This window comes from Amycolatopsis balhimycina FH 1894, assembly GCF_000384295.1.
Lineage (GTDB): Bacteria > Actinomycetota > Actinomycetes > Mycobacteriales > Pseudonocardiaceae > Amycolatopsis > Amycolatopsis balhimycina.
The window spans coordinates 869,115-887,693 of sequence record NZ_KB913037.1 but is presented as its reverse complement, the minus strand read 5'-3'; the positions used below and the strand labels follow the sequence as shown (position 1 = coordinate 887,693).

The window sequence follows — 18,579 nt, the reverse complement described above, 5'->3', positions numbered from 1 at the left end:
GAGACCCGGCCCGGCTCCGTGCCGTCCGGGCGGATGCGCTCTCGACCGGAGGATGGCCAGTTTCGGGATAAACCAAACTACGGCGAATGGAGCAATCTTGGATCAGTACCGATAGTGATCGAGCTTGTACGGACCCTCGACGTCGACGCCGATGTAATCCGCCTGCGCCTTCGTGAGCTTGGTGAGTTTCAAACCCAGGGCGTCGAGGTGCAGCCGGGCCACCTTCTCGTCGAGGTGCTTCGGCAGCCGGTGGACGTCGGTGGCGTACTCGCCCGGCTTGGCGAACAGCTCGATCTGCGCGATGGCCTGGTTGGTGAAGGAGTTCGACATCACGAACGACGGGTGCCCGGTCGCGTTGCCGAGGTTCATCAGCCGACCCTCGGAGAGCACGATGATCGCGTGGCCGTCCGTGAACGTCCACTCGTGCACCTGCGGCTTGATCTCCGTCTTCACGATGCCCGGCAGCTTCGCCAGGCCGGCCATGTCGATCTCGTTGTCGAAGTGCCCGACGTTGGCGACGATGGCGTTGTGCTTCATGCGGTTCATCTGGTCCGCGGAGATGATGCCGAAGTTCCCGGTGGTGGTGATGAAGATGTCGGCGGTGGCCACCACGTCGTCGAGTTCGACGACGTCGAGCCCGTCCATCGCCGCCTGCAGCGCGCAGATCGGGTCGATTTCGGTGACCGAGACCCGGGCGCCCTGGCCGCGCAGCGCCTCGACCGCACCCTTGCCGACGTCGCCGTAGCCGCAGACGACCACGCGCTTGCCGCCGATCATCACGTCGGTGGCCCGGTTCAGTCCGTCCACAAGGGAGTGCCGGATGCCGTACTTGTTGTCGAACTTGGACTTCGTCACGGAGTCGTTGACGTTCATCGCGGGGAAGAGCAGCTCGCCGTCCTTGGCGAGCTTGTAGAGCCGCTTGACGCCGTTGGTCGTCTCCTCGGTGACGCCGCGGATCTCCTTGGCCATGCGGGTGAAGCGGTCGCCGTCGGCGGCCAGGCTCGCGCGCAGGGTTTCGAGGACGATCCGGTACTCCTCGGGGTCCTCTTCGGACGGTTGCGGCACCGCGCCGGCCGCTTCGAACTCGACTCCCTTGTGGACGAGCAGGGTGGCGTCGCCGCCGTCGTCGAGGATCATGTTCGGCGCCTGCCCGCCGGGGAAGGCGAACAGCCGGTCGGTGCACCACCAGTACTCTTCGAGCGTCTCGCCCTTCCACGCGAACACCGGCGTGCCCGCCGGGGCATCGACGGTGCCCTCCGGGCCGACGACGACCGCGGCGGCGGCCTCGTCCTGGGTGGAGAAGATGTTGCAGGACACCCAGCGCACCTGCGCGCCGAGCGCCACCAGGGTCTCGATGAGCACCGCGGTCTGGACGGTCATGTGCAGCGACCCGGCGATGCGGGCGCCCTTCAGCGGCTGGGCCGCGGCGTACTCGCGGCGGATGGCCATCAGGCCGGGCATCTCGTGCTCGGCCAGCCTCAGCTGGGTGCGGCCGGCGCCGGCCAGCGCGAGGTCGGCGACGGCGAAGTCGAGGCCATTGCGGGTCTGCAGTTTGTCACTCATGGTTCGATGCACTCCGGAGCTCGTTTGCGGAACGCTCGGGAGGCGGGACGGAAAAGCCCCAGGGACAACGAAAGGCACCTCCCTCGCGGGAGGCGCCCTTGGAGTCGTGGTCCGGGCCGAGCGTGGCGGAAAGAGTTCCGTCGCAGCGCCTCTCGGCCCTCGACCAGGATGGCAAAGCCGCCGCGAGGCTGTCAAGCGAGCGGGCGAGCCATGAGAACGTCGTCGACGTCGTGGCCGTCGATGCGGAATTCGGCCCGCAGCACGCCTTCGACGACGAATCCGCACTGCTCATAGACCCGGCGCGCGCCGGTGTTGTGACCCAGCACGCGCAGCGTCACCTTGCGCGCGCCGCGCCGCCGCGCTTCGGCCACGGCGGCGTCGACGAGCTGCCGCGCGATGCCGAGCCGGCGCCGGTCCGGGTCGACGGCGAGCCCGCCGATCACCCGCACGTGCCGGTGGGCCGGGATCGGGAAGCCCTCGCCGAGGCGGACGTAGCCGGCGACCGCGCCGTCGTGCTCCGCGACGAGGACGTCCCCGGGGTGGGTGCCGTCGTCGAAGAACGGGGTGCCGGGCGGCGGCGGGGGAGCGGGGGACACCGCCGGGGTCCAGGTGCGCTCGTCGAGCTTCGCCAGGACGGCCTCGTCGTCGGCGAGGGCCGCCCGGATGGTGATCACTAACCGACTTCCCGCCACGCCTGCTCGACGATCCCGGCCAGCTCCTGGGGGTCGTGGTTGCCTTCGATGCCATTGGTTCGCACCGTGACGGTCAGTCCGGGTCCGGTGCGCTGGCAGTTCGTCACGAACGAGAGGGCCGGGTCGGGGTCGTTGCCGGGCCCGCCCCGGGTGTTGTGCAGCAGGCACTGCACGGCACCGATGCGCACGAGCTCGGTGCCCGGCTTGGCCTCGCGGAGGGCCTGGACGTCTTCGTAGGGCGCGAACAGCTCCGGCGACGGCGCGCGCACGGCGATCAGCTGCAACGTCCGCGACAGGCGCTCGTCCTGGTACTCCTGGACCACCGCGCCGGCGCCGTCGTAGGCCGCCGACACGCGCGCGGCGGTCTCCTGGTCGGTCTTGGTGATGCGGTCGATACTGGCTTTGCCCCGGACGGCGTCGACCTTCGCGATCGCTTCCTCGGCCCTCCGGAGCCCGCCCAGGTTCGCCGGCGCGGTCGGGGCCTGCCCGCTCGGCCCGCCGAGCAGGCTCAGCACCAGCCACGGCACGCCGACCAGGAACGCGCCGACGAGGACACCGATGAGGCCGACGACGACGGGCCGGGCGGTCAGCGGGCGGCGCGGTACGGGCACCGGCGGCTGAGGCTGCGGCTGCGCGGGTGCCGGTCCGACGGGGAATTCTTGCGAGAAGCCCTCGGTCACGAGGGAATCGTGGCGCAGATCGGGCCCCCGCGGGTAGGCAATTTTGCGGTCACCGCGTCAGAGCAGGTGTGCGCGCCGCCAGAGGCCTTCGGAGTGGCCGCCGATCAGTCCCGCGTCGCGCAGGAACGGCACGATCTTCGCGGCCATCCAGCGGCGCGTCTCGTGGAAGTGCGGGTTCGCGAGCGCCGCGGCCCGGCCCTCGCGCGGGTCGATCCCGACACTGCGGTAGATCCGCGGGTCGACCATGCTGTCGACGACACCGTAGGCGACGAGCGCGGTCCGCAGCCGGTGCCGCCGCAGCGCCGCCTTCGACAGCTTCGGCGTCTCCCGCAGCACTTCCTCCTTGGCGAACCGGACGTGCCGGGCCTCCTCGACGACGTGGATGCGGTTGACCGAGCGGATCAGCGGCTGGATGCCGTCGTCGTCCATCATCGCCCGCTGCAGCCGGTCGGTGGTCTCCTCGGCGACGAGCACGCTCGCGAACATCGACGGCCCGGCGGCGGTCGCGCCGAACACCTTCGCGGCGCGGTGCACGACCTTCGGGACGCCGTAGCGCGGGACGCCGAGGCGCTCGGCGGTGCGGGCGAACATCACCGAGTGCCGGGTCTCGTCGCCGATCTCGGTGAGCGCGTACTGCGCGTGCTCGGTGCGCGCGTCGAGGTCGAAGACGTACCGCGCGAGCAGGTGCATCAGGATGATCTCGAACCACAGGCCGACGCTCATGATGCTGGCGATCTCGTGCTTGGACAGCTCGATCCGCTGCTCGGGCGTCAGCTTCGCCCACAGGCCGGTGCCGTAGAGCGACACGCGCTCCAGTGGCATGTACGCCTTGCCCTCGGCGAGCGGCGCGTCCCAGTCGACGTCGACGTACGGGTCGTAGGAGTTCTTCGCGGAGCTCTTGAGCAGACGGGCCGCGGTGACGTCCCGGTTCTCGACGCTCATGGCGGCCTCCGGAAGTAGGGGGTACGCGATGTACTACGTACTTCGGCAGCGTACACCGCCCGCCGCGCCCTGAGTACCAATCCGGCCAAAAGCAGGCCGACCCCGCGCCGGGACGCAACCGTTGCTACAAAGCCATTCGGCCGTGACTGTGGTCGGATTGGTAACCCTCGGCACAGTAGGCTTTCGCCGTGACCAAGGTCGACGGACGGGCGGCGCGCTGGGCGGGCCAGCAGGAGCGGCGGCGCGCGGAGTTCGTCGACGCGGCCCTGGCGGCGATCGCCGAACACGGCCCGGACGTCTCGACCGAGCAGATCGCCGAGCGCGCCGGTGTGGCCCGCACCCGCCTGTACCGGCACTTCGACGGCGCGCCGGACCTCCAGCGGGCGATCGCCCGGCGCGCGGCCGAACTGGTGACCGCCGAGCTGGAGCCGTTGTGGCACCCCGAAGGCTCCCCGAACGAGATGATCGCGGCGGCGATCTCGACGCACCTGCGCTGGCTGACCGAGCACGCCCAGCTGCACCGCTACCTCGTCCGGACGCTGCCGGCCACCCCCGAGGGCGCCGCGGACGTCCGCGGCACCATCGCGCGGCACCTCAGCGGGCTGTTCACCGGCTACCTGACGGCGTTCGGCCTCGACCCGGCGCCGGCGGACACGATCGCCTTCGGCCTGGTCGGCTACGTCGAGTCGGCGACGACCCGCTGGCTCGACCACCCCGGCGCGCTCACCCTGGCCCAGCTGACGGCCCAGCTGACGGGCACGATCTGGGCGATGCTGGACCACACGCTGCGGGCGGGCGGGGTGGAACTGGACCCGGACCGGCCGTTGCCGCTGCCGGACGGGCTCTGATCCACCGCGGGGCTCGCCGACGGCGGAGTTCGGACCGCTGACCACCGTGTTTCAGCGCGACGTCAGGGTCGTTTCAGTGCCGCCTGCCAGAGTCGGGCGCGGGCCCGGATACGGATGCCGGTGCCGACCTTCGCAGACGGGACTCCCATGAAGTTTCGACGGCTCCTGCCGCTCGCCGCTGTCGCGGCTGCGGCGGTCGTGCTCGGCGCCGGGGCCGCAGCGCCCGCGAGCGCCGCGAGCACACCCCTCGGGTACGCCGGCGCGGCCCAGCACACCGGTCTCTCCCCCTCGGTCGCAGGTCCGCTGGTCAACGCGACCTCGCGGAACTGGGCCGGCTACGCCATCACCTCGTTGTCCTCGCCCACCGCCACCTTCACCCACGTGCACGGGTCGTGGACGCAGCGCGCGATCACCTGCCCGGCGCCGGACGCCTGGGCGATTTTCTGGGTCGGCTTCGACGGGTGGACCAACGGCACGGTCGAGCAGGGCGGCAGCTCGGCCCGGTGCGTCAACAGCACCCCGGTCTACCAGCTCTGGTGGGAGATGTTCCCGACCAACGCGATCCAGCCGGTCCTGACCATCAACGCCGGCGACTCCGTCAGTGCCGACGTCACCTACAACGCGGCGACCGCGCAGTACACGATCACCGTCGCGGACGCCACCCAGCACACGAGTTTCACCACCACGCAGACGTGCGCGGCCAACCTCGTCTGCTCGCGGAGCAGCGCCGATTGGATCGTCGAGGCGGTGGGCCGGTTCGGGACCGGCAACTTCTTCCCCCTGGCCAACTACGGCCAGGCGCTGATGAACAACTCGGTCGCCACGGACAACGCGGGCCACAGCGGGTCGATGACCTCGAACTCGACCTGGCAGCGGACCAGGATCCAGGAGCAGGACGCGACCACCACCTACGCCACGACCGGCAACACCAGTACGAACGGGCAGAACTTCGCGGTCACCTGGGCGCACCAGTGAGCCCGGTGCGTCGCGCGGCGCTGGTGGTGTGCGCCGTCCTGCTGGCCGTGGTCGCGGGCGGGACGTCGGCGGTGGCCGCGAACCCGATCACCATCTCCAACGGCCTGTTCAACAACAGTGCCGCGACCGCCTGGTCTTCGGCGCCGGCCACGACCATGGGCGACCGGACCGTCACCCGGACCACCGGCGGGGTCCAGGGGCTCGTCGTCAGCGGCCCGACCGGGTCGGTGTTCCACCAGACGCTCGGTGTGTCGAGGTACATGTTCATCGGGACCCACAACCACGTCCTGATCCTGGAGTCGCCGACCGGCGGCGGGAACCGCTCGGTGTCCCTGGTGGACTTCACCACCACGCCACCCGCCGAGCGGCCGATCCTGACCGTCTTGGCGAGCTCCGCGGCGGTGAGTTCGCCGGCGGTCCAGTTCAGCGTCGGGACCGGTGACGCGTTCTTCGTCTTCGCGCCCACCGGCACCACGGTCGCCGGGCTCGGCATCTACCGCAGTGACAACGGCACCATCCTGTGTCCCGGACCGCCGCCACTGACGCCGACCGGGCAGCTTTTCGGCGAAGCCACGGCGACCCAGCTCCGGATCAAGATGGGCGGCACCGTACTGGCCGCGTGCGCCCGGCCGCCGGGCAGCTGACGAGCACGGTCCGGTTTCACGCGGGATCGCGAGACGCTAGTCCTCGCGCGGGAATTCCGCCCGCACGCCCAGGAGCCGCACGGCGCGGGTCAGCTCGAACATGCCGAGCACCTCCTGGGCCGCGCGGCCGATCTCGGTGGCGTCCGACGTCGGCTCGGGCAGGGTGACGCTGTGCGTGTGGGTCAGGAACGGCACGAACCGGACCTTGACCGCGACCCGCGCCGCCGGCCTGCCCTCCTCGAGGACGTCCTGGGCGACGCGCTTCGCCAGCGCCGAGACCTCCGCCGCCATCTCGGCCGGGTCCGTGAGATCACGCTGGAACGTCGTTTCGCGGCTGCGGGACCGGGCCACGTACGGTGTCGCGCTGACGTCGGCGTCGCTGATGCCGCCGCCGAGCAGGCGCAGCCACGGGCCGGTCTTCGGGCCGAACCGCGCGGCGAGCGCCGCCGGGTCCGCGCCGGCCAGGTCGAGGACGGTGTGGATGCCCGCTTCGGCGAGCTTCTTCGCCGTCTTGCCGCCGATGCCCCACAGCGCGTCGGTCGGGCGCGCGGCCATCACGTCCCACCAGTTCTCCTGCGTCAGGCGGAAGATCCCGCCCGGCTTCCCGAACCCGGTGGCGAGCTTGGCCCGCAGCTTGTTGTCGCCGATGCCGACCGCGGACGACAGGCCCGTCTCGCGCGCCACCGCCTCCTTGATCGACACCGCCAGCGCCTCGGGGTCGGACGTCTCGGCGCCGACGAACGCCTCGTCCCAGCCCAGGACCTCGACCACGACCGGCAGCTCCCGCACCGCCGCCATCACCCGCGCCGACACCTCGAGGTAGGCGTCCGGGTCACTGGGCAGGAAAACGGCGTCCGGGCAGCGTTTGGCGGCGATCCGCAGCGGCATGCCGGACTGGACGCCGAACTCGCGGGCCTCGTACGACGCGGTCGCGACCACGGCGCGCTCGGTCGGGTCGCCGTTGCCGCCGACCACGACGGGCCGCCCGCGCAGCTCCGGGTGGCGGGCGACCTCGACCGCGGCGATGAACTGGTCGAGGTCGACGTGCAGGACCCACTTCACGCCGCCCAGTCTCGCCTCAGATCCGGTGCCGCGCCACGTGGGTCCAGACCGTGCCGGTGAGGGCGATGATCCCGCAGAGCGTGACGCCGGGATCGGGCAGGACCAGCCCGAGGACCAGGAGCGTCACGGCGATGACGTCGAAGAAGATCAGGACGGCGCTCCGGAACGCGCGCGACTTCGGGCGCCTGCCGTCGCGCAGCGCGAGGGCCAGATCAGGGTCACTGAGCTCGAGGCTGCGCTCGATCTTCTCGAGCTCGGTGCGATCGTGGTGACTGAGCATCGGGGGTACTCCTTCGGCGCCGAACCCGCCGTATCGCCAGAGCGAATACCCAATCGTCCTCCGGACGAACCGCCGAACGCCTTCTCATTTCGTGCTTTTTTCTGCTCCGACCGGGTGATCCGCGCTCGGTGACCACCCTCGGCCACGTTAAGTTGCCTCTCGAACGTGTCTGGTGACGATCCGGACGACCGGGGGGACGCTCGATTTGGCGGGCTCTTCCCTGCGTGCCGGCACCCCTTCGAGCAGCCGGAGGACCTGATGACCCTGCCCACCGAACCGATCGGCAGCATCCCGCGGCCGGACTACCTCCTCGACGGCCTCGGCGAGTTCGCCGCGGGGCGGATCGACGCCGCGGAGCTCGCCGGGCTGGAGAGCCGGGCGCTCGCCGACACGCTGAGCCGGTTCGAGGAGACCGGCTCGCCCGTGCTGACCGACGGCGAGCAGGGCAAGCCGAGCTTCGCGACGTACCCGCTGGCCGGGCTGGACGCGCTCGCCCCGGACGGGGTCGTCATCCCGTTCGCCGACGGGCACACCCGGCAGCTGCCGCGGCTCACCGCGGGCCCGTTCCGCTACGCGACCCGCGCGGATTCGTACCTGACGCGGGCGAAGGCGCTCACGGACAAACCGGTCAAGCAGGCGGTGATCGCCGCGTCGGCCCTCTCGCTGATCTACCCGGGCGACGGCATCGACGGGTACCCGCGCGAGCGGTTCGTCGCCGACCTGGTCGACGAGGCCGAAGCGGACATCCGGGGCAGCCTCGAAGCGGGCGCGGACAGCGTGCAGCTCGACTTCACCGAGGGACGCCTCTCGCTGAAGCTCGACCCGTCCGGCGGGTTGCTGCGGCAGTTCGTCGACCTCAACAACGCCGTGCTGGACCGGTTCACGGCCGAGGAGCGCGAGAAGATCGGCGTCCACACCTGCCCAGGCGGCGACCAGGACTCCGTGCACAGCCTCGACGTCGACTACGCGGGCCTGCTGCCGGCGCTGTTCGACCTGCGGGCCGGGCGGTTCTACGTCCAGCTGGCCAGTGAAGGCGACCCGGAGCGGACGCTCGGGCTGATCGCGGACCACCTCAAAGCGGGCCAGCGGGTGTTCATCGGCGTCACCGACCCGATCGACCCGCGGGTGGAGACCCCGGAAGAAGTCCGCGACCGCGTCCTGGCCGCGGCGCGGATCGTGCCTCCCGACCGGCTCGGCACCTGCGACGACTGCGGGTTCTCGCCGTTCGCCGACGACACGTCGACCTCGCGCGACGTCGCGTTCGCGAAGATCAAGGCCCGGGTCGAAGGCACCCGGCTGGCGTCCGAAAAGCTGGGCTGAGGGGGCGGCGCCTCTCGCCGGTGTTGATGTTCGAATTTGAACCTCGTGTAGGGTCGATCTTGTGGGTGACTCGCGGGGTGACGACATGACGGCCGTGGTGCGGACGCGGGTGCGCATTCCCCTGCGGCTCGGCGGTGGCGTCGCGGTCGACGCCGAGGCCGTCACGTTCCGCGGCCTGGCCGACGGCGGCGAGCACCTGGCCTTCGTCCTGGGGACGCCCGGCGAGGTGCCGCTGGTGCGGCCGCACTCGGAGTGCCTCACCGGCGATGTCTTCGGGTCGGCGCGCTGCGACTGCGGCCCGCAGCTGGCCGAGGCCGTCGCGCGGATCTCCGAGACCGGCGGGTACCTGCTGTACCTGCGCCAGGAAGGCCGCGGAATCGGGCTGTACAACAAGCTCGACGCGTACGCGCTTCAAGACGGTGGCCTCGACACGTATGCGGCGAACGCCGCGCTCGGCCTGCCCGAGGACGCCCGCGACTACACGGTCGCCGCCCAGATGCTGGGCGCGCTCGGTGCCGGCCGGATCGACCTGCTGTCGAACAACCCGGACAAGGCGGTGCAGCTGCGGGCGGCCGGGATCGCGGTGCGCGACCGGGTGCCGACCGGGGTGTTCGCGACCGAGAACAACGTCCGGTACCTCCGGGCGAAGGCGGAGCAGACCGGTCACACGCTCACCCTGCCCGGCCTGGCCAGCTGACTCCCCGCGTCACCGAAAGCCGTGAATGGCACATTGCGGGACTCTATGTCCCGCAATGTGCCATTCACGGACTTGGACCGGCGGGTCAGGCCAGGCGCTGGGCGGCCGCCGCGGCGGGGCTCGTCGTGAGCTTCTCGAGGAGTCCGATGAGGACCGTCTGCTCCGAAGGTGTCAGTGACGCCGCCCAAGCCTGCTCACGCGCGTTGTGCTCCTGGTAGGCGTCGGCGACCGAGGTGCGGCCCGTTTCCGTCAGCGTCAGGCGGACCGCGCGGCGGTCGTGGGGGACCTGGGTGCGCGTCACCAGGCCATCCCTTTCCAAGGTCTTCACCAGCGCCGACACCGCCGCCCGGCTCATCCCGGCGAGCCGGGCCGCGTGCCGGGACTCGAGCGGGCCGGCCAGCCACAGCACGAACAGCACCCGGAACCCGCCCCAGCTCCAGCCGCGTGGCCGGTGGACCGTCGATTCCCAGTCGTAGATCAGCGCGCCGGCCAGCCGGTGCAGTGTCAGCCCGAGGCGCATCGCGACCGGGTCGGTCGCGGGCAGTTCGGCCTGCGCCTTCCCGATCGCGTAGTCGACGAACGAAAGGTAGTCGAGGTCGGCCGGTCGGTCCGTCATGCGGCCCAGGTTAGGGGAAGCGGGGTTTCCCGCGGCGGGCCGGCGAGCTAGGCTGGCCCCGGGCAGAGATAGTCAATCCTTTGACGATCAAGGAGCGCTCGCCGTGACGAAGAAAGCCTTCGCCTCTTCGGCCGACCTGGCGGAGAAAGCGCAAACCCTCGAAGTGCTCGCGGACGGCGTCTACGCGCTGACCGCCGAGGGCGACCCGAACATCGGCGCGATCGAGGGCGAGGACTTCCTCGTCTGCTTCGAGGCACTGGCCACGCCCGTTGCCGCCCGCGAGTGGCTCGCGAAACTGCGGGAGCACACCGACAAACCCGTGCGGTACCTCGCGCTGAGCCACTACCACGCGGTGCGTGTGCTCGGCGCGTCCGCCTTCGACGCCGACGTCATCGTCGCGCACGAGCACACCCGCGCCCTGATCGCCGAGCGAGGCAAGGAGGACTGGGTGAGCGAGTTCGGCCGGATGCCACGGCTCGCGAAGGGCGCGGAGTCCGTGCCGGGGCTGACCTGGCCGACGCTGACCTTCTCCGACCGGCTCACCATCGACCTCGGCGGCGACCGCGGCGATCTGGTCCTCCAGTACTGCGGGCGTGGCCACACCGAAGGCGACCTGGTGGCCTGGCTGCCACGGCCGAAGATCCTCTACGCCGGCGACCTCGTGGAAGCCGAAGCCGCGTTGTACACCGGCGACGCGTTCCACCGCGAATGGGCGTCGTCCACTTTGGACCGGGTGGCCGCCGTCGGCGCCGAGGTGCTGATCGGCGGCCGTGGCGGCGTGAGCCGCGGCGCGGCGGCCGTCGAGGCGGCGATCGCGCAGACCCGGCACTTCCTCGACACGATGATCCGCGAGGTCGGCGCGGTCCGCGACGCCGGCGGCACGCTCAAGGAAGCCTTCGAACGCACCCACGCCGCGCTCGAAGGCGGGTACGGGCACTGGCCGATCTTCGAGCACTGCCTGCCCTTCGACGTCTCCCGGCTGTGGGACGAACTTTCCGGCGTCGAACGGCCGGTGGTCTGGACGGCCGAACGCGACCGCGAGGTCTGGGACCAGCTGCAGGGATGACGGTCGCGGTCCTCGGCAGCGGCCCGGTCGGCCAGACGGCCGCGCTGCTGCTCGCGCGCTGGGGCGTGCCGGTCGTGCTCGTCGACGAGCACGTGCGGCGCGACCCCGTGGGGTCCAAGGCCATCTGCCACCAGCGGGACACCTTGGACGTCTGGGCGGCACTGGGCGCGGGCTGCCTGGCCGAAGAAGGCCTCACCTGGACGACCGCGCGGACGTTCCACCGCGGCCGTGAGCTGTTCTCCTACCGGCTGCCGGACGCGGGGTCCGCGCTGCCGCCGTTCGTCAACCTGTCCCAGGCCCGCGTCGAGGAGGTGCTGGACGGCCTGATCGCGGACCAGCCGCTGATCGACGTCCGCCGCGGCCACCGCGTCACCGGCCTGACGCAGCCCGGCTGCGTCGAGATCGACTGCGAGACCGCGGACGGCCCGCGCCGGATCGAAGCCGACTACGCGCTCGCCTGCACGGGCGCGCACGGCGACGCGGTGCGGCGCGCCGTGGGGGAGCGGCTCGACGGGGTCTCGTTCGCCGACCTGTTCCTCATCTGCGACATCCGCGCCGACCTCGCCGGGTGGGCGGCCGAACGGCGGTTCCACTTCGACCCGCCGTGGAACCCCGGCCGCCAGGTGCTGATCCACCCGTGCCCCGGCTCGCAGTTCCGGATCGACTGGCAGGTGCCCGACGCCTACGACCTCGCCGCGGAAGAGACCGGCGGCGCGCTCGGCCGCCGGATCCGGGCGATCATCGGCGACCGGCCGTACGAGGTCGTGTGGCGGTCGGTCTACCGCTTCCACACCCGGCTGGTCCGCCGCATGCGCGCCGGCCGCGTGCTGCTGGCCGGCGACTGCGCGCACCTGTTCGCGCCGTTCGGGGCGCGGGGCCTGAACGGTGGTGTCGCGGACGCGGAGAACGCGGCGTGGAAGCTCGCCCACGTGCTGCGCGGGCTCGCCCTCGACGGCCTGCTCGACAGCTACCACGCCGAACGGCACGCGGCCGCGGTGGAAAACGCCGAGGTGACGACGGCGACCATGGACTTCCTGGTGCCGCGGGACGAACAAGGGCGCCGGTACCGGGAGGACGTCCTGACGCGCGCGGCGGGCGACCCGGCCGTGCACGCGCTCGTCGACTCCGGCCGGCTGGCCGAACCGTTCTGGTACGCGGACTCGCCGTTGACGACCCCCGACCCCCTGCGCCCGGCAGCGGGCCGGCCGCCGCGCGGGGCGCTGCCGCCACCGGGGCCCGGCGTGCTGCTGCCGGACGTGACCGTCCCCGGTGGACGGTTGCGCGACCTGGCCCGGCGAGGGTTCCTGCTGCTGACGACGCCCGGCGTGGCGTCCGCGGGGCTGCGCTCGGTGGGCATCCCGGTGGGCGGGACGCTGGGGGCGTGTCCGGGGGAAGCCTGGCTGGTCCGCCCGGACGCGTACGTCGCCGCGGTGCTGTCCGAACCCTCCCCGGCGGACGTCGGACGCGCACTGCGCCGCGCCTCGGGAGACGCGGCAGGCTGACCACAATGGACAGTTCGGCTAGCCCGCGGTGCGCGGCGCCCCGGTCGACTCGCGGACGACCAGTGACGTCGGGACGATCACCGGTGCCTCCGGCGGCGGTGCCCCGGCCAGCTGCGCGAGCAGCTGCCGGGCCGCCGACTCGCCCATCTCCCGCAGCGGCTGGTGGATCGTGGTCAGCGGTGGCTGGGTGTGGGCGGCCAGGGGGACGTCGTCGAAACCGATCACGGCGACGTCCTCCGGCACCGCGCGGCCGGCCTTGCGGAGCCCGGCCAGCACACCCGCCGCCGTGAGGTCGTTGTGCGCGAAGACCGCGTCGAACTCCGGGCCGGTCGCGAGGAGCTGGAGGATGGCCGCCTCGCCGCTTTCGCTCGTGAAGTCGCCTTCGATGATCAGCCGCGGATCGAGGGCCAGGCCGGCTTCGCGCACGCCGTCGTGGAAGCCGTTGAGGCGGTCGCTCGTGCAGCCGAAGCCGTGGGGCCCGGTGACCGTGGCGAGCCGGGTGCGGCCGGTGTCCAGCAGGTGCCGGGCCGCGGCCGCGCCGCCCCGGCGGTTGTCCGTGCCCACCGACGGGAACGCGGGGCGGCGGCCGCGGTCGTCGATCATCACCACCGGCAGCCCGGAGTCGTGCAGCACGCGCAGGTGCCGCACCGCGTCCGGCGGTTCCACCAGCAGCAGGCCGTCGAACGCCTTGGCCGACACCCGCCGCGAGAAGCCGTCCAGCGAGTCGGCACCGCGGCTGGCCGTGGACAGCAGTAAGCCGTAGCCCTTCGCTTCGAGGACGTCGGCGACGCCCTGGAGCACCTCGCCCATCCACGGCCAGGTCACCCCGGGTACCAGCATCCCCACCGTGCGCGTCACCCCGCGAGCCAGCCCGACCGCGCCGGCACTGGGGATGTACCCGGTCGCGGCGATCACTTCGCGCACCCGCACCGCGGTCGCCGCGTCCACGTCGGCCTTGTTGTTGAGCACCCTCGACACGGTCGTCTTGCTCACCCGCGCGCGGCGGGCGACCTCGGCGATCGTGACGCGCATCCGTCCTCCCGATCGAGGGGGGTGGCAAGCCCTGTGGTGACAAGGTACTCGCCCCCGGGCCCGGCGCGAGCCGTCCGAGATCGATCAAGTCCTGCCGGACAACCGGCCGGCGGGCGCGTCGCGGCCGCCGGTCACGTTCGCGCTGACCCGGTCAGTCCGATGTGGACACTGCCGTCCGTTGCCGCCGCGGTGTCGTGAAAGACTCGTTCACCTCGTTCGACGACATGAACGAGTCTTTCATGTCGTTTCGGCGCGTCCGGGCAGGCGGGGGCACACGGTCACCGGGTCCGGCCGTGATGAGATGACGAGGTGATCATCGACCCGCCCGCGCTGCTCCTGCTCGCGCTAGCCGGGGTCGGCGCCGGCCTGACCGGGGCCACTGCCGGGCTCGCTTCGCTCGTGTCGTACCCGGCGCTGCTCGCCGCGGGGCTGCCTCCGGTGACCGCGAACATCACCAACACCGTCGCCATGCTGGGCACCACCGCGGGCGCCGCCGCCGGGGCGCGGCCCGAGCTGGCCGGGCAGCGGGCCCGGCTCGTCCCGCTCTGCCTCATCACGACCGTCGGCGGCGCGTGCGGCGGGGTCGTGCTGCTGCTGACCCCGTCCGGCGCGTTCACCGTCATCGTGCCGTGGCTGATCGGCGGGGCGTCACTGGTGCTGATGGCCGGGCCGCGGCTGCGCCGGCTGGCCGAAGGCGCCGAACACCACGGCCTGAGCCCGGCGACGGGCGTGTCCGCGTTCTTCATCGGCGTCTACGGCGGCTACTTCGGCGCCGCCGCGGGAGTGCTCATGCTCGCGCTGCTGGTGTCGGTCTGGAGCCAGCCGCTCGCCCGCACGAACGCGGCGAAGAACCTGGTCACCGGTTCGGCGAACCTGCTCGCCGCGATCGTCTTCTCGGCCACGGGCAAGGTGGTCTGGCCGGCCGCGCTCGCCGTCTGCCTCGGTTCCCTCGGCGGCGCGTGGCTGGGTTCGACGCTCGTGCGGCATCTGCCGGCGACGCCGTTGCGGATCGGGATCGGCATTGCGGGACTGGGTCTGGCGGTGGTCCTCGGCCTGCGGGCATGATCGGCGGGGTATCGGCGAGCAGGAGACCAGATGAGCATTGTCGGGACCAGGGTGGTCCGCCAAGAGGATCAGAACCTGATCACCGCGGGCGGCACCTATGTGGACGATCTGCGGGTGGATGCGCTGACCGGGGCCGCACACGCGGTGTTCGTGCGAAGTCCGATCGCGCACGCGCGGATCGGCGGCATCGACGTGAGCGAAGCGAGGGCGGCGCCGGGGGTGCTCGGTGTGTTCACCGCCGCCGACCTCGGGCTCGACCCGCACCCGGCCGGACCGCTGAAAGAACCTTGGCTGGCCGACGGGGTGGTGCGCTACGTCGGCGAACCCGTCGCGCTGGTCCTCACCGAAGAGCGCTACCAGCTCGCCGACGCGGCCGAGCTGGTCGACGTCGACTACGACCCGCTGGACGCGGTCGCGAGCATCGACGTGGCGCTGGCGGGCGAGACGCTGCTGCACCAGGAGACCGACAGCAACATCGTGCAGGTCAACGGCGCGGAGCAGTTCGACGACGCGATCTTCGAAGGCTGCGACGTCGTGGTCACGCAGACCATCGTCAACCAGCGTGTCGCGCCCGCCCCGCTCGAGGGCCGCGGCGCGTCCTGCGCCTGGGGCGACGACGGCAGGCTGACGGTCTGGCTGTCGTCGCAGAACGCCCAGATCGCCCGCATGCAGCTGGCGATGAGCCTCGGCGTCGGCGAGGAGTCGGTCCGGGTGATCACGCCGGACGTCGGCGGCGGGTTCGGCGCGAAGATCGGCGCGGACCCCGAGGTGACCGTGCTCGGCTGGGCCGCGAAGCGGCTCGGGCGGCCGGTGCGCTGGGTCGAGTCGCGCACCGAGAACCTGACGTCGATGACGCACGGCCGCGCGCAGCAGAACACCGTGACCATCGGCGGGAAGCGCGACGGCACGGTCCTCGCGTACCGCCTCGACGTCATCCAGGACGCGGGCGCGTACCCGCGGACACTGTTCCTGCCGACGCTGACCGAGCTGATGGCCGTCGGCGTGTACCGGTTCCCGAAGGTGGAGACACGCAGCCGCGCGGTCGTCACGAACACGACGCCGGTCTCGGCCTACCGCGGCGCCGGCCGGCCGGAGGCGACGGCCGCCGTCGAACGGGCGATGGACATGTTCGCCGGCGAGATCGGGCGCGACCCGGCCGAGGTCCGCCGGGTCAACTTCATCCGGCCGGACGAGTTCCCGTACCAGACACCGACCGGCGCGTCCTACGACACGGGCGAGTACGCGGCGGCACTGGACAAGGCCCTGGACGCCGCCGGGTACACCGAACTGCGGGCCGAGCAACAGCGGCGGCGGGAGGCGGGCGACCCGGTCGAACTCGGTCTGGGCATCGCGACCTACGTCGAAATCACCGGCGGCGACGGCGGCGGCGAGAGCGGCCGCGTCGACATCCACCCGGACGGCTCGGTCGTCGCGTGGACCGGAAGTTCGCCGCACGGGCAGGGACTCGGGACGTCACTGGCGATGCTGCTGTCCGACCGGCTCGGCGTGCCGCTGGACAAGATCACCGTCCGGCACGGCGACACCGACGAGGTGCCCAAGGGCATCGGCACGTTCGGTTCCCGGTCGCTGCAGCTGGGCGGCTCGGCGATCCGGCAGGCGGCCGACCAGGTGATCGCCCAGGCCCGCGAGCTCGCGGCCGACCTGCTGGAAGCCGCGCCGGACGACCTCGAACTGGACGTCGAGCGCGGGGTCTGGCAGGTGCGTGGCGCGCCGTCGAGCACCGTGCTCAGCTGGGCGCAGGTGGCCGAGCGTGCCGAGGGCAAGCTCACCGCCGACGTCTGGTTCGGCGACGGCAAACCGACGTTCCCGTTCGGCGCGCATCTCGCGGTGGTCGAGGTCGACACCGAGACCGGCAAGGTCGAGCTGCGCCGGATCGTCGCCGTCGACGACGCCGGCCCGATCGTCAACCCGCTGACCTTCCGCGGGCAGCGCCACGGCGGCCTCGCCCAGGGCGCGGCGCAGGCGCTCATGGAGGTCGTCACCTACGACGACGACGGCAACCCGACGACCGCGACACTGGCGGACTACTCGTTCGTCACCGCCGCCGAGCTGCCGGACTTCGAGCTCGTCGACATGACCACCCCGACCGACCGGAACCTGCTGGGCGTCAAGGGAATCGGCGAGGCGGCCACCATCGGCTCGACGCCGGCGGTGCACAACGCCGTGGTCGACGCTCTTTCGTCCCGTGGCGTCCGGCACCTGGACATGCCCACGACCCCCATCCGGGTCTGGGCCGCACTCGAAGAAACTGGGAAGGGACGCGCGCGGTGAAGGTTTCGATCGAGGTCAACGGGCGCTCGGTGGCCGAGGAGGTGCCGGACCGGACGCTGCTGGTGCACTTCCTGCGTGACACCGCCGGGCTCACCGGCACGAACATCGGCTGCGACACGACGTCGTGCGGGGCCTGCACCGTGCTGCTCGACGGCGAGTCGGTCAAGTCGTGCACGGTGCTGGCGGCGCAGGCCGACGGCCACGCCGTCACCACCGTCGAGGGACTGTCCTCTTCGGACGGAGAACTGCATCCCGTGCAGCGCGCCTTCCGTGAGCAGCACGGGCTGCAGTGCGGGTTCTGCACGCCGGGCATGATCATGGCGTCGGTTTCGCTGCTGGCCGACAACCCGAAGCCTTCGCGGGACGAGGTGCGGGCGGGGCTCGAGGGCAACCTGTGCCGCTGCACGGGTTACCACAACATCGTGAGCGCCGTGATCGACGCTTCGGGGCAGGAGGTGGACCGGTGATCCCGGCTTCGTTCCAGTACGAGCGCGTGTCCACAGTGGACGAGGCGCTGGCTCGGCTGGCGGCTTTGGGCGACGAGGCGAAGGTGCTCGCCGGCGGGCATTCCCTGCTGCCGCTGATGAAGCTGCGGCTGGCCGCGCCGGAGTACCTGGTGGACATCGGGCCGCTCGACGAGCTCCGGTACGTCCGCCTCGACGGCGGCGAAGTCGTGATCGGCGCGTTGTCCCGTTACAGCGATCTCGCGCAGGACCCGGTGCTGCTGGAGCACGCGCCGCTGCTGGCGCACGTGTCGGCTTCGGTGGGCGACCGGCAGGTCCGCCACCGCGGCACGATCGGCGGGTCGCTGGTGCACGCGGACTCGGCGGCGGACCTGCCCGCGGCGGTGCTCGCCTCGGACGCCGTGCTGGTCGCGCGCGGCCCTTCCGGCGAGCGGCGGATTCCGGCGTCGGAGTTCTTCCTGGGCCCGTTCACGACGCCGCTGGAGCCTGCCGAACTGCTGACGGAGATCCGCTTGCCGTCGCAGGCCGGTCAGGGCTGGGGCTTCGAGAAGTTCACCCGCCGCGCGATCGACTGGGCGATGGTCGGGGTGGCTGTCGCCGGGGGTCGCGTGGGTCTGGTGAACATGGGCGGAGTGCCGCTGCGGGCGTCGGCCACGGAGTCGGCGCTGGCGTCGGGAGCGTCGATCGCCGAGGCGGCGGCAGTGGCGGCGGAGGGCACGAACCCGCCGGACGAGCCGCACGCCACGGCGGAGTACCGCCGCCACCTGGCCAGGGTGCTGACGCGCCGCGCGCTCACCCAGGCGAGCTGAGGGCTTCCGCGATCACCGGCGTCCTTTCCG

19 protein-coding genes and 1 riboswitch are annotated in these 18,579 nt (G+C 71.9%); of the genes, 11 read left to right on the top strand and 8 right to left on the bottom strand.

The window, feature by feature from the left end; all coding sequences use genetic code 11:
* Positions 1-102: 102 nt before the first annotated feature.
* From ahcY to A3CE_RS0103140, 4 genes are all read right to left on the bottom strand, one after another.
* The gene (gene ahcY / locus A3CE_RS0103155) at positions 103-1,563 is read right to left on the bottom strand and encodes an adenosylhomocysteinase (protein WP_020638613.1); all 1,461 of its coding nucleotides are present in this window, start codon (positions 1,561-1,563) and stop codon (positions 103-105) included.
* Positions 1,564-1,646: 83 nt separating this feature from the next.
* Positions 1,647-1,723, bottom strand: a riboswitch (S-adenosyl-L-homocysteine riboswitch).
* A 31-nt stretch (positions 1,724-1,754) separates the two neighbouring features.
* Positions 1,755-2,237, bottom strand: coding sequence for a GNAT family N-acetyltransferase (locus tag A3CE_RS0103150; RefSeq protein ID WP_020638612.1), 483 nt, complete (start codon positions 2,235-2,237; stop codon positions 1,755-1,757).
* Complete coding sequence (locus A3CE_RS0103145; RefSeq protein ID WP_020638611.1) at positions 2,237-2,935, bottom strand: hypothetical protein; 699 nt, start codon at positions 2,933-2,935, stop codon at positions 2,237-2,239. The genes A3CE_RS0103150 and A3CE_RS0103145 overlap by 1 nt, the downstream gene beginning before the upstream one ends.
* Positions 2,936-2,992: 57 nt before the next feature.
* A complete protein-coding gene (locus tag A3CE_RS0103140; protein ID WP_020638610.1) occupies positions 2,993-3,877 on the bottom strand; it encodes an AurF N-oxygenase family protein in 885 nt (294 codons plus the stop codon).
* A gap of 188 nt (positions 3,878-4,065) precedes the next feature.
* Here A3CE_RS0103140 and A3CE_RS0103135 point away from each other — a divergent pair, with 188 nt between their 5' ends.
* The 3 genes from A3CE_RS0103135 (at position 4,066) to A3CE_RS0103125 (ending at position 6,344) form a co-directional block, all read left to right on the top strand.
* Complete coding sequence (locus A3CE_RS0103135; protein WP_020638609.1) at positions 4,066-4,725, top strand: TetR/AcrR family transcriptional regulator; 660 nt, start codon at positions 4,066-4,068, stop codon at positions 4,723-4,725.
* Between the two features lie 147 nt (positions 4,726-4,872).
* Positions 4,873-5,700: a G1 family glutamic endopeptidase gene (locus A3CE_RS0103130; protein WP_020638608.1), complete on the top strand. Its 828-nt coding sequence runs from the start codon at positions 4,873-4,875 to the stop codon at positions 5,698-5,700.
* Positions 5,697-6,344, top strand: coding sequence for a hypothetical protein (locus tag A3CE_RS0103125; RefSeq protein ID WP_020638607.1), 648 nt, complete (start codon positions 5,697-5,699; stop codon positions 6,342-6,344). The genes A3CE_RS0103130 and A3CE_RS0103125 overlap by 4 nt, the downstream gene beginning before the upstream one ends.
* Positions 6,345-6,380: 36 nt before the next feature.
* On the opposite strand, the gene A3CE_RS0103120 is transcribed toward A3CE_RS0103125, so the two are convergent.
* Together A3CE_RS0103120 and A3CE_RS0103115 are read right to left on the bottom strand one after the other, a co-directional pair.
* Complete coding sequence (locus A3CE_RS0103120) at positions 6,381-7,406, bottom strand: DNA polymerase IV (protein WP_020638606.1); 1,026 nt, start codon at positions 7,404-7,406, stop codon at positions 6,381-6,383.
* Between the two features lie 16 nt (positions 7,407-7,422).
* Entirely contained in the window at positions 7,423-7,686 is a 264-nt protein-coding gene (locus tag A3CE_RS0103115; protein ID WP_020638605.1) for a DUF3040 domain-containing protein, read from the bottom strand.
* A gap of 258 nt (positions 7,687-7,944) precedes the next feature.
* Between A3CE_RS0103115 and A3CE_RS0103110 the strand changes: the two genes are divergently transcribed.
* A complete protein-coding gene (locus A3CE_RS0103110) occupies positions 7,945-9,006 on the top strand; it encodes a cobalamin-independent methionine synthase II family protein (RefSeq protein WP_020638604.1) in 1,062 nt (353 codons plus the stop codon).
* 85 nt (positions 9,007-9,091) lie between these two features.
* Complete coding sequence (locus A3CE_RS0103105; RefSeq protein WP_020638603.1) at positions 9,092-9,703, top strand: GTP cyclohydrolase II; 612 nt, start codon at positions 9,092-9,094, stop codon at positions 9,701-9,703.
* An 85-nt stretch (positions 9,704-9,788) separates the two neighbouring features.
* Here A3CE_RS0103105 and A3CE_RS0103100 read toward each other — a convergent pair whose 3' ends face one another.
* The gene (locus tag A3CE_RS0103100) at positions 9,789-10,319 is read right to left on the bottom strand and encodes a MarR family winged helix-turn-helix transcriptional regulator (RefSeq protein WP_020638602.1); all 531 of its coding nucleotides are present in this window, start codon (positions 10,317-10,319) and stop codon (positions 9,789-9,791) included.
* Between the two features lie 103 nt (positions 10,320-10,422).
* Between A3CE_RS0103100 and A3CE_RS0103095 the strand changes: the two genes are divergently transcribed.
* Positions 10,423-11,385, top strand: coding sequence for an MBL fold metallo-hydrolase (locus A3CE_RS0103095; protein ID WP_020638601.1), 963 nt, complete (start codon positions 10,423-10,425; stop codon positions 11,383-11,385).
* Positions 11,382-12,887 carry an FAD-dependent monooxygenase gene (locus A3CE_RS0103090; protein WP_020638600.1) on the top strand — a complete coding sequence of 502 codons (1,506 nt, stop codon included), beginning with the start codon at positions 11,382-11,384 and terminating at the stop codon, positions 12,885-12,887. The genes A3CE_RS0103095 and A3CE_RS0103090 overlap by 4 nt, the downstream gene beginning before the upstream one ends.
* 18 nt (positions 12,888-12,905) lie before the next feature.
* Here A3CE_RS0103090 and A3CE_RS0103085 read toward each other — a convergent pair whose 3' ends face one another.
* Positions 12,906-13,919 carry a LacI family DNA-binding transcriptional regulator gene (locus tag A3CE_RS0103085; protein WP_020638599.1) on the bottom strand — a complete coding sequence of 338 codons (1,014 nt, stop codon included), beginning with the start codon at positions 13,917-13,919 and terminating at the stop codon, positions 12,906-12,908.
* 309 nt (positions 13,920-14,228) lie between these two features.
* On the opposite strand from A3CE_RS0103085, the gene A3CE_RS0103080 reads away from it, so the two are divergent.
* From A3CE_RS0103080 to A3CE_RS0103065, 4 genes are read left to right on the top strand one after another with little or no spacing between them, the layout of a single operon-like run.
* Positions 14,229-14,984 carry a sulfite exporter TauE/SafE family protein gene (locus A3CE_RS0103080; RefSeq protein WP_020638598.1) on the top strand — a complete coding sequence of 252 codons (756 nt, stop codon included), beginning with the start codon at positions 14,229-14,231 and terminating at the stop codon, positions 14,982-14,984.
* A gap of 30 nt (positions 14,985-15,014) precedes the next feature.
* Positions 15,015-17,276 carry a xanthine dehydrogenase family protein molybdopterin-binding subunit gene (locus A3CE_RS0103075; RefSeq protein ID WP_026468088.1) on the top strand — a complete coding sequence of 754 codons (2,262 nt, stop codon included), beginning with the start codon at positions 15,015-15,017 and terminating at the stop codon, positions 17,274-17,276.
* Positions 17,273-17,743, top strand: a complete 471-nt coding sequence (locus A3CE_RS0103070; RefSeq protein ID WP_020638596.1) for a (2Fe-2S)-binding protein — start codon at positions 17,273-17,275, stop codon at positions 17,741-17,743. Before A3CE_RS0103075 ends, A3CE_RS0103070 begins: the two co-directional genes overlap by 4 nt.
* Entirely contained in the window at positions 17,740-18,549 is an 810-nt protein-coding gene (locus A3CE_RS0103065; RefSeq protein WP_020638595.1) for an FAD binding domain-containing protein, read from the top strand. The genes A3CE_RS0103070 and A3CE_RS0103065 overlap by 4 nt, the downstream gene beginning before the upstream one ends.
* Positions 18,550-18,579 lie beyond the last annotated feature (30 nt).

Excerpts from the sequence above, each read along its gene's own strand:
- ahcY (WP_020638613.1), bottom strand. The coding sequence starts at position 1,563 with ATGAGTGACAAACTGCAGACCCGCAATGGCCTCGACTTCGCCGTCGCC.
- A3CE_RS0103140 (WP_020638610.1), bottom strand. The coding sequence starts at position 3,877 with ATGAGCGTCGAGAACCGGGACGTCACCGCGGCCCGTCTGCTCAAGAGC.
- A3CE_RS0103130 (WP_020638608.1), top strand. The coding sequence starts at position 4,873 with ATGAAGTTTCGACGGCTCCTGCCGCTCGCCGCTGTCGCGGCTGCGGCG.
- A3CE_RS0103115 (WP_020638605.1), bottom strand. The coding sequence starts at position 7,686 with ATGCTCAGTCACCACGATCGCACCGAGCTCGAGAAGATCGAGCGCAGC.
- A3CE_RS0103110 (WP_020638604.1), top strand. The coding sequence starts at position 7,945 with ATGACCCTGCCCACCGAACCGATCGGCAGCATCCCGCGGCCGGACTAC.
- A3CE_RS0103105 (WP_020638603.1), top strand. The coding sequence starts at position 9,092 with ATGACGGCCGTGGTGCGGACGCGGGTGCGCATTCCCCTGCGGCTCGGC.
- A3CE_RS0103100 (WP_020638602.1), bottom strand. The coding sequence starts at position 10,319 with ATGACGGACCGACCGGCCGACCTCGACTACCTTTCGTTCGTCGACTAC.
- A3CE_RS0103090 (WP_020638600.1), top strand. The coding sequence starts at position 11,382 with ATGACGGTCGCGGTCCTCGGCAGCGGCCCGGTCGGCCAGACGGCCGCG.
- A3CE_RS0103085 (WP_020638599.1), bottom strand. The coding sequence starts at position 13,919 with ATGCGCGTCACGATCGCCGAGGTCGCCCGCCGCGCGCGGGTGAGCAAG.
- A3CE_RS0103075 (WP_026468088.1), top strand. The coding sequence starts at position 15,015 with ATGAGCATTGTCGGGACCAGGGTGGTCCGCCAAGAGGATCAGAACCTG.